The following is a 13,229-nucleotide window of genomic DNA, read 5'->3' on the forward strand; positions in this document are numbered from 1 at the left end:
TCTCCTCCAATCCTGTACCCGCTAGGCACATCCGGTATTATTTAAAACATAAACCCACCTGTTACAAATATCTCCGTTCCCGTTACCTGTGAAGATCCGTCTCCCAACAGGAATAACGCACTATCTGTATAATCCTCCGGGGTCTGGAGCCGGCCCATTGGAAAGTAATTACTCCCCACTTCATTCAGCCAGTCCTCACCGACACCCTGTTCCTTTCTAAGGGCCAGTTCCCCTGGTGTTGCAACCCAGCCGATTGTAATCCAGTTGCACCGGATAAGGTCCTTTGCATAATTCTTTGCAATGTGTTTATAAAGTGTATACATTGCCCCCTTGGAACAGGCATAGGCCGTTCTGTCGATCTCTCCCCCATATGCGTGCATGGATCCCATATTGATGATGGAACCTCCCCCATTCTCCTGCATAACCTTTACCGCATATTTAGTGACAAAAAACGCACTCTTAAAATTGATAGACATAATAGAATCAAACTGTTCCTCGGTTGTCTCTGTGATCGGGGCCATTGATAATACTGTTCCTGCATAATTAACCAGACCATCCAGCTTCCCGTACTTTCTAACCGTCTCCTCGACCAGTTCCCTGCAACAGTCCACACTTGTCAGATCCCCCTTCACAAACATACCGTCGCCCGGGGTATTCTGCTTCACTTCTTCAACAAATGTACGGCCGCCTTCTGCATCCCGGCCTCCGATCACAACCTTTGCCCCTTCTGCCGCAGCTGCCAGTGCAATCGTTCTTCCGATTCCTTTTGTTCCCCCCGTAACAATGATTACTTTATCTTTCAGTCTCATGTGTGCCTCCTTTGATCTTTATCAACTCTCTGTACCTACTTAAAGCTTATTCCCTTACCAATACTTTCGCAATTCGTAAATTACCTAAACTTCCTATTTCTTTTTTGTAACAAAACAATAACCAGAATATCGTTTATGAAATTTTTATTCATTCGTTTTGTTGTTAAATTTTTGTCAATATCATTCTTTCTATCTACGTATATATAAGAAAAGGGAGCCGGATCAACAGAAAGAAATTTGATTTGGTTCATCAAATTTCTTTCTGTTGATCCGGCTCCCTTTTCTTATAAACTCTGGGCCGCCATCACCTTGTCCTATATCTTCCTGACACTGTCTCGTATTGTCATCTTAGGTTTAAAGGATATTGTTCTGGACTCTATATTTTCTCCGGCTATTCTGGAGAGCAGCATTTCTGACGCAACTTTCCCCATACGGCTTGCCTCTACTCCCACTGTTGTCAAATGTATTTTTGCCTTTTCCGCTATCGGTGTGTCATCATAACATACGATGCTGACTTCCTCAGGGACCTGTATTCCATACTCTTCCAGTGCCTCCAGAAGTCCGACGGCCATCAGGTCATTCCCACAGAATACTGCCGTAAAGTCCCATCCTTTCTCGGCAAGCTGTCTGCCAAACTGATATCCACTTTCCCTTTTAAGGTCCCCATAAAACAGGCTGTGCTTAGATATGACACAATGGGCATCCCGCATGGCATCCTCATAGCCCCTCATCCTCTCAAAAGTAACAGATGAATACAGACTCCCGGTCAGATGAGCTATCTTTCTATGTCCCATCTCAATCAGGTAGTTTGTTGCCATATATCCCCCCTGATAATTATCACTGCAAACCGTATCCAGATCTACAAACCGCACCGACCTGTTCAGGAACACGACCGGACACTTATTCTGCATAAGCATCTGCTTCAGGATAGAGTCACCTTTCACGTTAATGAACATGATCCCTGCATAGCTTTCCTGATAAGCCATCTGGACATATTCATTTTCGGCCTTTTCTTCATTATCACTGTATCCGATTACGGAAATGTAGCCTTCCTCTGCCACCCGCCTCTGTATTCCACGTATCATCTCCATATAAAACCAGTTATCCAGGTCTCCGACTATAATCATGATCGTCCGCTGGTTAATTCCGGCCATTCTCAATTCCATAACATTCGTACGGTAATTCTGCTCCATCAAAAGCCGTTCAACGGCTTCCCTTGTCTCGGCCTTTACATTCCCTTTATTCGTAATCACACGGGAAATCGTTGAACAGGAATATCCGCTCATTTCTGACAGTTGTTTTATCGTAATCCCCACTTTACTTTTCCTCCTTTGCCAGAAAACTCATTCTTACAAATGATACAGCGTTCAAATTTTCTGCATTTTTTTGGATAATACTAAATTGTTAAATATTCTCCAATTGTTACATACTAATTTTAGTACAATTGACTTTTTATTTCAATAAGATAAATAATATTGAAATTTTTAATCATTATTATTTTGCCGTTTAACTTCCTTCTGCAGGTCTTTCACTTCCTCTTCCGTTAAAATAGTCACGACTGCTTTAACATGTTCCAAGGGAATACCATTAGACAGCATCCTTTTTACAATCCCAATTTCATTTTCTCTCGTTGCTTTTTCAACTGCCTCTTTCGTTGCTTTAGCCGCCTTCTCAGAAACCTCTGCAGCCACTTTTCTCCCATACTCGATCTTTTCTTCTTCGAATAACTTTGATACTTTTGTCATCATTATCCATTCCCTCATTTCCTTAGAATCTTCGTTATCTATCACCTTATCTGCAAATACCAGTATACCGGAAAGTATAAATACCTGCTCCTGCGCGTCCTCAACCTGCTTCGCCATATCAAAACAGCGCCGGATGCATGCTTCTTTCTTTTCCCTCCCCCTGTACGTCAATGGAAGTATAATAAACTGCATCTGTTCCTCTGCTGTTAAAGACTCCCCGCGGTTAAGCTTTTCTCTGATTCCGTCTTCTATTTTCACGGAATCCAGTTCCGTCAGAAATGCCTCCTCCAGCTGGAACTGCAGACAGCCAATATCCAGATTTGACCTTGTCTGTCCCGGAGCTATATCCGCCGTATAAATCACGATCATCCGGATTTTGCGCATGATATTGTCTTCTGTCATACTCCTTTTTAATGTACGGATAATGTAGTTGAGATACTTTATCTTATCCGCATCTGCATATGAACTCTCATAATCGACCAGCGCGAGTGAGCCATCCTCCAGTAAAAACAGGTTGTCCAGCCGTAGTTCGTTTGCCTCTATCACAGGCAGATTTGTGGGCAGTACCTCTACAATCCGGGGGACCTTCACCCCGTAGGCAGCAAATGACTTATCTGAAAAATGTTCAGCCAGATACTTTGCCACAATGTCTTTGTTCTGATACGCAACATGATTTTCTTCTGACATAAATGTCCTCCTTCTTTCCGGGGATATGCCAAACGTCACGTAAGTTGTACTCTCCTAGCTTCTATTATATACACAGGCCCATGTTGTTTCAATCTAGTATTACCATACAAAAAGTCTGAAATTGTATATGATAACATAAAGCAGAGTACATTGCCTGGACACTGATCATATCCACCTTATTTAGTTTTTAGTTCATCAAAACTGGTAATTTCCGGCTGAATCGCCAAGGAAATCAGATTTATCTTCTGCCAGATGCAGAAAATAAGATTCAGACCTTAGAATATTATGAATAAAATGGTCTGAGATTTTGATGTGAAGTTAGTATAGCACTGCATAACGCTTTATACAAGATAAATTTTCCACGATTTTGGCTCCTGCATCAAATTGAAGCAGGAGCCCTGAGCCGTTGTATTTTCCGGCAATTATGCAATTATAAGCGGTATCTGCTCTCTTTCAGCGCGTTCGGAATATTCCTCATCTACCTCTTCATCTGTGATGATTTGGTAAATATCTCTCAGCGGGCAGATAACTGACAGATATCCACCGCCGAATTTACTGCTGTCTGCCAGCACAATTACCTTATCTGAAGCTTTCATAATCGCCTGCTTCACCTGAACCTGTGGAGATGCTGTTGATGTAATCCCCACATCAAAATTAATGCCGTGCACGCCAATAAAAGCCTTGTCCACATGGAATCTGGAAATATCTGCGACTGCCTCGTCCCCCATAGTAGCCGCAAGGTGTCCCCCTACCGGGCCGCCAACCATGTAAAGTTCAACATGATCCAATCCTGCAAGCTCATTGCCTACAAGCAGTGAATTTGTCACAACTGCAATTCTTTTCTCAGCATGCTGCTTAATATGAAGTGCCAGATAAAAACCGGTAGACGTATCATCAATAATAATTGTGTCCCGGTCATCTACACACTCGTACGCACGTGCAGCAATGGCTTTTTTCTTGTCTGTATTCCTGTAGATGCTTTCTGCGGAATATTTTTTCTGCGGGGTTTCTTCTATCTTTAGTGCACCTCCGTGAGTACGAATCAGAAGTCCTGCACGTTCCATACATTTGATGTCATTCCTGATTGTCACTTCAGAACACCCCAGCTCTGCACTCAATTCATTTACACGGACCTTTCCTTTTTCTTCAAGTTCCTGTAAGATTTTTCTTCTGCGTTCCTCCATACCGATCTCCCTGTGTATTTTCAGAAAAGCTTCCTGAACCAAACACCACAATTATAGGAATGATATATGATTCCTATGTTCATATTTTAGCACACTTTCTCCCCTACAAGATACATATTTTTCCAATTTTTTCCAAATTTTTAATATTGTCAAAAAAATACACAATCTAGTTTATATCACCGATTGTGTATTTCATTCTACTTATTAAGTTTTTCCCTGAATATCTCCCGAAACGCCTCTTCGTAAGGAGCCTTTGCCATGCCGTATTCTGTAATGATACCTGAGATCAATCCGTGATCCGTTACGTCAAAACAGGGGTTGTAAACTTTGACTCCTGCCGGTGCCATCCTTTTTTCGTACCACATTTCTGTGACTTCGTCATCCGAACGTTCCTCTATCGGTATTTTATCTCCTGTCGGAAGGGACATGTCTATCGTTGATGTCGGCGCGCAGACATACAGAGGAATCCCATAATACTTTGCCACAGCCGCCACTACGGATGTGCCGATTTTATTTGCTGTATCTCCGTTTGCCGCAACCCTGTCACATCCCACAAAGACTGCATCCACCAGCCCCTTTTTCATAACCGCACCGGACATGTTATCACAGATCAGCGTTACATCCATACCCGCGGCCTGCAGTTCAAATGCGGTCAGCCTTGCCCCCTGAAGCAGTGGACGCGTCTCATCCACATAGATGCGGAATCCATACCCCCGCTCCTGTCCGAGGTACATCGGTGCTGTGGCCGTTCCGTATTTTACCGCAGCGAGCTGTCCCGCGTTACAATGTGTAAGCAGGCCGGCTCCCGGCTTAACGAGTTCTAGTGCATATTCGCCGATCCTGCGGCAGACCTGAATATCTTCTGAGCGGATATTAACCGCCTCCCGGTGCAGGAGTTCTTTCACTTCCCCGACGCCGCACTGCATGTGCCCGGTAACCACCGCCTCCATCCGGTCAAGGGCCCAGAAGAGGTTCACGGCAGTCGGTCTGGACGATGCCAGATAATCCTTTGCCTTTTTAAACTTCTTTGAAAAAACCTCCATACTGTCAGTCTGAAGGTCTTTTACCGCAAGATACACACCAATTGCTGCTGCCACACCAATCGCCGGCGCCCCTCTGACCTTGAGCAGATAGATTGCCTCCCAGATATCTTCTATATCTGTAAGGAACTTAAGCTCGATCCTCGTCGGAAGCTGGGTCTGGTCGATAATCACCAGGGCGCCGTTTTCCTCATCCAGAGCAACTGTATCACAATCAAGAATTGTTTTCTTCATAATTCAATTCCTCTTTTATGTAAAAGCTTCCTATTCGTTCTTTTCCTCAATAGCACTGATCATGTCTACTCTCCGCTGGTGGCGGCCTCCTTCAAACTCTGTATCAAGCCATGTCTCCACGATCATCTTCGCAAGCTCCCCGCCGACTACCCTTGCACCAAAAGCCAGAATATTGCAGTTATTATGCTGTCTTGCCATGCGCGCGGTAAAAGGTTCACTGCAGACTGCCGCACGGATTCCCTTTACCTTGTTTGCGGCCAGTGAAATGCCAAGTCCTGTTCCGCAGATCAGAATCCCCTGATCCACTTCCCCGCTTACAACAGCACGTGCAACTTTCTCGCCATATACAGGATAATCACAGCTCTCTGCTGAATTAGTCCCGAAGTCAACCACTTCGTGCCCCTTATTCTCAAGAAACTCTATGATCTCTGCTTTCAGTTCCAGTGCTGAATGATCGTTTCCAATTCCTATTTTCATTTTCCTTTTTCCTCCATCTTGTTGTTATCGTTCTGCTTATTCATTATAATGCCAGACGGTAAATGTTTTCCACATCTTCCTGATGCAATTTCACAAAATTTCCAACCGTCCCGCCCCTGTTGTCTCCATGACAACATTTTTCTGCCATCGCAGGGATATCTTCTTCCTTTGCTCCAAGTTCTGCAAAGGATACAGGCATCCCAATCGAGCGGAGGAATGATTTAAATGCATCGATTCCCGCAAGTGCCGTATTGACCGGATTTTCAAAATCCATCTGGCATCCCCACAGACGGACAGCAATCTGGGCGAACCTCATCGGATTGTGCTCCACCGTATATTTCATCCAGGCCGGGAATACCACTGCAAGCCCCGCTCCATGTGCACAATCATAAACTGCGCTTAATTCATGCTCTATATCATGACTGGACCAGTCCTGTTCTCTTCCTACTCCGCAGATATTATTATGGGCCGTCATTCCTGCCCACATAATGTTTGCACGCGCCTCATAATTATTGGGATCTGCAAGAACCCTTGGAACTTCTTTTACCATTGTAAGCAGTACTGCTTCACAGAATCTGTCTGTAATCTCTACATCAGCAGTATTTGTAAAATAACGTTCAAAAACATGGGCCATAATGTCTGTCGCCCCGCAGGCTGTCTGATAAGCCGGAAGAGTCTGTGTGAGCTCCGGATTCAGGATAGAGAACGCCGGGCGTATCCCTTCCCCTGATGCCCCTCTTTTAAACATCCCTTCTTCTTTCGTAATGACAGAATCCGGTGACCCTTCGCTGCCTGCTGCCGCAATCGTCAGGATTGTCCCTACCGGAAGTGCACGCTCTATCGCCTTCCCCTGATAAAAGTCCCAGAAATCTCCGTCGTAAATAGCCCCTGCCGCAATCGCCTTGGAAGAATCAATCGTACTTCCGCCGCCGACAGCCAGGACAAAATCAACGCCTTCATTCCGGCAAAGTTCAATTCCCTCATACACAAGGCCGCTTCTGGGATTCGGCTTAACACCTCCGAGCTCCACATACTCGATTCCTTCCTGTTCTAATGAAGCTTTCACTCTGTCAAGCAGTCCGGAGCGCTTGACACTTCCGCCGCCGTAGTGGATCAAAACCTTGCTTCCGCAAAACCGTTTCACATAATGTCCTGCCTCATTTTCTTTTCCTTTTCCGAACACAAAATAGGTTGGACTGTAAAAAGTAAAATCCTGCATAATCTTTTCTCCTTATCATGATACATCCTGCTTTTTTCCACATAAATTTTATCATATATTAAAGATATCCACAATCAAAAGACGGATTTACACAAAGATTTCCACAATCACTAAGTTCTATTTCCGTACATACTTTTTCAAAGCCTTTACACACAGCCATAACAGATATCCGATCCCCCAAAGGAAGGTAATATAGAGCACATACAGAAGTCCCACTCCCGGGGAATCCAAAAAAGATAAACTTGTGATAATTAAAATACAGACAACAAAATAGACAATAACCGCCGGGCGCCTGTACCATTTCACGTTTTTCGTCCCTCCTCTTTTTTCGTCCTCCTGATAAGAATCATCCACCACACACGCAGTTTCTTCCGGTTCCGAAATTTCGGCCTTCAAAAGATAATCCAGCGAAACCCGGAAAATCCGTCCCAGCTCAACTACATTCTCTGTATCCGGCACAGATTCATTCAATTCCCACTTAGAAACAGCCTGCCTTGAGACCCCAAGCCTTGAAGCCAGATCCTCCTGAGACATCTTTTGTTCCTTCCTGCACCTCTGAATCTTCTCACCAATCGTCATATCAAGCTCCTCCATTTCAAGTATTCATAATATGTCAGCATCTTTTCAGCCCCTCAAAATTTATCTTTATCCTGCCTTTACTATACCATCTGCCAGAGAATCCCACCACCATTTCTAATTTACACACCCGCAACCGCCAGTTGCAGCGTCACTGTAATCACGCTTTTTGGTACTTTCAGTAATACTTGAACTAAAAAGAGACAGAAAACAAAGACAAAAGAGATGTCTTTTATTTTCTGCCTCTTTTTCCCACTGTACTGCATCTGCGACGCAATCCGCCATCCAAATCATCAGACTGCCGGGGAACGGCTTCACTACTTCTTTTTCTTCATTCCCGCAAAAATGGACTGTAACACGATGAAGAAGCACAGCAATGCGGACAGTGTGATTCTTACCCACCAGCTGGACAACGTCCCCTGTGTGGTTATCAGACTCGAGATGGTTCCCTTGATCAGAACTCCGAACAATGTTCCAAATGGCGCCCCCACACCGCCGCTCAGCAGTGTACCACCGATTACCGCGGATGAAATCGCATCCATTTCCAGCCCTTTTGCCTGCTCTACGAATCCGGAACAGCTGTTCAGGCAGAAGAGGAACCCGCCAAGTCCTGCCAGAAACCCATCCAGAAGGTAAGCTTTCAGCTTTGTCTTCCTGACATTCAGCCCCATCATCATAGCACTCTGGGAATTTCCCCCGATTGCATAGACCGAGCGCCCAAATTTCGTATACTTCATGACGATGATGATAATAACGAGTACAACAAGTGCAATCACGACCGTCGGGTATATATAGGCCGGGAGGAAATTTCCTCTCTTGCTGTAGGAACCGATTGGAAGGTAAATCTTATAGTTAGCCCATTTCAAAAATGTTTCATTCTTAATAGATATCATTTCCGTGCTGATCATGGATGTCATTCCTCTTCCGAAGAACATCCCGGCCAGTGTCACGATAAACGGCTGGATGTCCAGATATGCTACAAGGAACCCCTGCACAAGGCCAAACGCGAGGCCAATTCCAAGCGCCATAGCTACCGCGGCATACGCATTGGCGCCGTGGTTCTCCATCTGGTTTGCGATTACCATGCAGACGAGCGCTGTCACCGAACCAACCGAGATGTCGATTCCTGCAGTGATCATGACGATCGTCTGCCCCATAGCGATGACAAGAAGTCCCGCATTTGATATGAACAGGTTCAGGAACATCTGGGGTTTTGCAAATCCTTTGTCGCTAAAGGCTGCCATGCCTGCCACATACATAAAGATGAACAGAAGGATGGTAATTATAAGCAGATAACTGCTGCCGTTTAATTTTTTCTTATTTTTAAACCGATTCATTACTGATTTCCTCCTTCCGCCGCCAGCCTTTTCAAACTCCGTTTCGCTTTCATTCCTGCTACCGCCTTCTTAAATACAGGGCTCTGCAGCGTCACGATAATGACTACAACGATTGCCTTATATACCGGAAGCTGGTCAGCTGATACATTCATGGCATATAAAGTTGTCGTCAGCGCCTGAATGGTGTATGCACCGATGACAGAACCCATCAGGCTGAATTTACCTCCGCCGAGTACGTTGCCGCCGAGTGCGACCGCAAGGATCGCGTCCATTTCCAGATTCAGACCGATATTATTCGCATCGGCTGAATAGATACGGCTGGATGCCACAAGGCCTGCAATACCCGCCAGAAAGCCGCAAATGGCATATGTCAGGAACTTGATCATGGTAGAATTAAGCCCTACCAGTCTGGAAGCGGTCGCGTTGATACCGACACTTTCAATGTAAAGGCCGAGCGCTGTCTTTTTCAGGATAAAATGTACAATCAGAATAACAATGACTGCCGCAAATATCGGGGTCGGGATCGGACACTTTCCGATGTAGCCGCCCAACAGCTTGTAACTATCTACACGGACATATGTAATCTGTCCTTTTGTAATTAACTGCGCGATTCCGCGCCCTGCCGTAAATAAGATCAAGGTGGCAACCATTGGCTGGATGTTCAGCTTTGCCACAAGGAAACCGTTGAACGCACCGCAGAGAACGGCACCGGCCAGAGCCGCAATAACCGCCAGTATGAAGGGGTTCTGGAATGCATTTGTGGAAACGTCCCCGCCAGACAGTATCTGGCAGCAGATAGCCGCTGCCACGGCCATCACGGCTCCCACACTGATGTCCTGCCCGCCGGATGCCGCCGTTACGAGGGTCATTCCGACTGCAAGTACAACCAGCTCAGATGCACGGTTTACCACGTCAATGATATAGCCATATAGTACACCATTGTTCAGCGATATCTTAAAAAATCCCGGCGTCGTAATGACGTTGATCAGCAGCACCGCAAGCAGACAAACGATTGGCATAAACAAACGCATGCCTGTTAATTTTTTTAGATTGAAATTCTTATTCATCTTACTCTTCACCTCCGGCAATCGCTTTCATAATGCCATCCTGGGACAGTTCACTGCCTTCTAACTCCCCTACCTTTTTCCCGTCGCGCAGGATTGCCATTCTGGAACAGGTACGCAGCATTTCTTCTATTTCAGAAGAAATAAAGGTCACCGCCATTCCCTGGTCGGCAAGGTCCAGAACCAGTTTCTGTATCTCCGTCTTTGTTCCGATGTCGATTCCCCTCGTCGGTTCATCCAGAATCAGATATTCGGGATTCGTCAGCAGCCATCTCCCGATGATCACTTTCTGCTGGTTCCCCCCTGACAGGCTCTTGATCGGTGTCTCCCGGCTGGCTGTCTTAATCTGCAGCATATCAATGTACTTGTCTGCCGCTTCTTCCATTTCCTTCCGGCTCATAGGCCTGAACATCCCCCTCTTCGCCTGCAGGGCTATAATGATGTTTTCACGCACGGACAAATCTGCCAGAATACCGTCCCTTTTCCTGTCCTCAGGCAGATAAGCCATCCCCTTTTTCATTGCGTCGATCGGGGCATTGATTTTTGCCGGTTTCCCGTCTACTTCCAGAACACCGCTGTCCGGCTTATCTGCTCCGTATATCGCCCGGACCAGCTCGGAACGTCCGGATCCAAGCAGGCCGGATAGGCCAATCACTTCCCCTTTACGGATTGTCAGGTTAAACGGCCGGATCGTTCCCTTTTTCCCAATGCCTTTTGCCTGAATAACCGTATCCGCCCTGCTGTAGTCCTTTTCACCATGCAGGCTCTTTATATCCGCAAGGTCGTCAAAATCTTTTCCCATCATCTTTGCCACGAGCATCACACGCGGCAGGTCTTTCACTGCATATTCTCCGACCAGTTCCCCGTTTCGCAGCACTGTGATCCTGTCACATACCGCGTAAACCTGTTCCAGGAAATGAGTAACAAATATGATTCCGACGCCTTCGTCTTTAAGCTTCTTCATCAGGGTAAACAGCTTTTCTACTTCATCATCATCCAGTGACGATGTCGGTTCATCCAATATCAGCACTTTACACTGCATATCAACCGCTCTTGCTATCGCAATCATCTGCTGGTTTGCAATGGAACATTCCTCTAAATTCTGTCCCGCTGATACTTCTATATCCAAATCCTTTAATATCTGAGTGGATTTTTTATTCATTGTCTTCCAGTCTATCATACCTGCTTTCTTCGGTTCTCTGCCGATAAACAGATTCTCTGCGACACTTAAGTTCGGACAGAGGTTCACTTCCTGATAAACGGTACTAATCCCCCGGTCCTGGGCATCCTGGGGGGAACGATTGATTACTGCGCCGTCGATTCCTTCTAACCGGATTTCACCGGATTCAAATTCATGCACACCGGTCAGCACCTTGATCAGTGTAGATTTCCCGGCCCCGTTTTCTCCCATTAATGCATGGATTTCTCCCTTCCTCAGTGTGAAATCTACATGCTGTAATGCTTTCACACCCGGAAATGTTTTTGAGACATCTCTCATCGTCAATACAATATTATCTTCCATTTTGGGGTTCACCTGCTTTCCTTCGCCGATTTTGGGCATAAAAAGGGCGTGGCAGCATATCAGGTAACATGCCTTAAGTCTTCCGCCACGCCTGTCTGTTCAATTCCTGCTTCTAAATATCTGCCGCTTCCGGCAATCTGGTCTTTATTTTCTTCTTAGTATGCACGCTGTGAGATAACATCTTCCGTTACTTCTGTTACAGCATAGTCTTTTCCGTCAACTGTTACAGATGCAACATCAGCGCCATGTGCAAAGATTTCTTCATCAACATAGGCCAGTTTATCAGGCGTCTCCCCTGCTTCCAGTTTCTTAATGATTTCTTCTACGCGGGGTCCGTGGAGCGGGTTACACTCTGTGTCAAGGATAATCTTTCCACTTAATGTATCTGTCAGTCCTGCATTTGTTGAATCGAATGACATTACAAGGATATCCCCGTCAGGACCTACTGTCTTGCCTGCTGCTTCGATCGCATCGATTGCACCGAATGCCTCGTTGTCGTTCTCGCAGTATACTACATTGATGTTGTCATACTGTTTTAACATAGACTCCATAACTTCCTGTCCTTTTGCCTGTGTAAATTCGCCTGACTGTGATGCAAGCAGGTTCCATCCATACTCCTTTGCCGCGTCTTCCAGACCTTTTGTACGGCCGATCTGGGCAGATGCACCGATTGTTCCCTGGATGTCCACGATATTAACTTCCTTCATTCCTTTTGCTTCTGCGTATGCATTCAGCCATGCACATGCTTTCTTTCCTTCCAGTTCGAAGTCTGATCCGACCCATGCGGTAAACAGGTCATCATCTGAAACGTCTACCATACGGTCAACAATGATAACCGGTATATCTGCGTCTTTTGCTTCCTGTAAAACGGTATCCCATCCGGTCTCTGTAACAGGTGCCAGCACTATGTAGTCAACTTCCTGCTGGATAAAGTTACGGATTGCAGTAATCTGATTCTCCTGTTTCTGCTGTGCATCATCAAAAATCAGGTCATATCCGTTATCCTTACTGAATGTACTCTTCATAGATTCAGAGTTTGCCGTACGCCAGTCAGATTCCGCACCAACCTGTGAGAAACCGATCGTGATTACATCGCTGCCGCCCTCATTTCCCCCGTTGTCTGTACCTGCATCGGCGCTCTGGTCTTTTCCGCCGCATCCTGCAAGTAATGCCGCCGACATCGCAACACACATAAATGCTGATAACAATTTTTTCTTCATTCTACAAATCCTCCTTAAATTTCTGATTGCTTTTGTATCAATCATCTTGGCTATATCTTACAGATTTTTCCGGAAATAAGAAACAGACTATCCTTTTACATTTTTATAATATTTT

Annotated in this window: 12 protein-coding genes; all 12 read right to left on the reverse strand. The window is 45.6% G+C overall.

Going from position 1 to position 13,229, the window contains the following annotated elements; translation table 11 throughout:
- Positions 1-41: 41 nt before the first annotated feature.
- A complete protein-coding gene (locus tag A8806_RS18455; RefSeq protein ID WP_109732640.1) occupies positions 42-809 on the reverse strand; it encodes an SDR family NAD(P)-dependent oxidoreductase in 768 nt (255 codons plus the stop codon).
- Between the two features lie 314 nt (positions 810-1,123).
- Positions 1,124-2,125 (reverse strand): LacI family DNA-binding transcriptional regulator, encoded by a 1,002-nt coding sequence (locus A8806_RS18460; protein ID WP_109732641.1) that lies wholly within the window; start codon positions 2,123-2,125, stop codon positions 1,124-1,126.
- Between the two features lie 168 nt (positions 2,126-2,293).
- On the reverse strand, positions 2,294-3,241 hold the full coding sequence (locus A8806_RS18465) for a hypothetical protein (RefSeq protein WP_242996178.1): 948 nt from the start codon (positions 3,239-3,241) through the stop codon (positions 2,294-2,296).
- Positions 3,242-3,663: 422 nt separating this feature from the next.
- Complete coding sequence (locus tag A8806_RS18470; RefSeq protein WP_109732642.1) at positions 3,664-4,425, reverse strand: DeoR/GlpR family DNA-binding transcription regulator; 762 nt, start codon at positions 4,423-4,425, stop codon at positions 3,664-3,666.
- Between the two features lie 197 nt (positions 4,426-4,622).
- The gene (gene mtnA / locus A8806_RS18475; RefSeq protein ID WP_109732643.1) at positions 4,623-5,699 is read right to left on the reverse strand and encodes an S-methyl-5-thioribose-1-phosphate isomerase; all 1,077 of its coding nucleotides are present in this window, start codon (positions 5,697-5,699) and stop codon (positions 4,623-4,625) included.
- 30 nt (positions 5,700-5,729) lie between these two features.
- Complete coding sequence (gene rpiB, locus A8806_RS18480) at positions 5,730-6,176, reverse strand: ribose 5-phosphate isomerase B (protein ID WP_109732644.1); 447 nt, start codon at positions 6,174-6,176, stop codon at positions 5,730-5,732.
- A gap of 43 nt (positions 6,177-6,219) precedes the next feature.
- Positions 6,220-7,395 (reverse strand): iron-containing alcohol dehydrogenase, encoded by a 1,176-nt coding sequence (locus tag A8806_RS18485; protein WP_109732645.1) that lies wholly within the window; start codon positions 7,393-7,395, stop codon positions 6,220-6,222.
- A gap of 117 nt (positions 7,396-7,512) precedes the next feature.
- Positions 7,513-7,974: a helix-turn-helix domain-containing protein gene (locus A8806_RS18490; protein ID WP_109732646.1), complete on the reverse strand. Its 462-nt coding sequence runs from the start codon at positions 7,972-7,974 to the stop codon at positions 7,513-7,515.
- A gap of 314 nt (positions 7,975-8,288) precedes the next feature.
- Positions 8,289-9,308, reverse strand: coding sequence for an ABC transporter permease subunit (locus A8806_RS18495; RefSeq protein WP_109732647.1), 1,020 nt, complete (start codon positions 9,306-9,308; stop codon positions 8,289-8,291).
- A complete protein-coding gene (locus A8806_RS18500) occupies positions 9,308-10,375 on the reverse strand; it encodes an ABC transporter permease (RefSeq protein WP_109732648.1) in 1,068 nt (355 codons plus the stop codon). The genes A8806_RS18495 and A8806_RS18500 overlap by 1 nt, the downstream gene beginning before the upstream one ends.
- A gap of 1 nt (position 10,376) precedes the next feature.
- Entirely contained in the window at positions 10,377-11,894 is a 1,518-nt protein-coding gene (locus A8806_RS18505) for a sugar ABC transporter ATP-binding protein (RefSeq protein WP_109732649.1), read from the reverse strand.
- A 155-nt stretch (positions 11,895-12,049) separates the two neighbouring features.
- A complete protein-coding gene (locus tag A8806_RS18510; protein ID WP_109732650.1) occupies positions 12,050-13,114 on the reverse strand; it encodes an ABC transporter substrate-binding protein in 1,065 nt (354 codons plus the stop codon).
- Positions 13,115-13,229: the final 115 nt, after the last annotated feature.

The organism is Faecalicatena orotica (genome assembly GCF_003149245.1).
GTDB lineage: Bacteria > Bacillota > Clostridia > Lachnospirales > Lachnospiraceae > Faecalicatena_A > Faecalicatena_A orotica.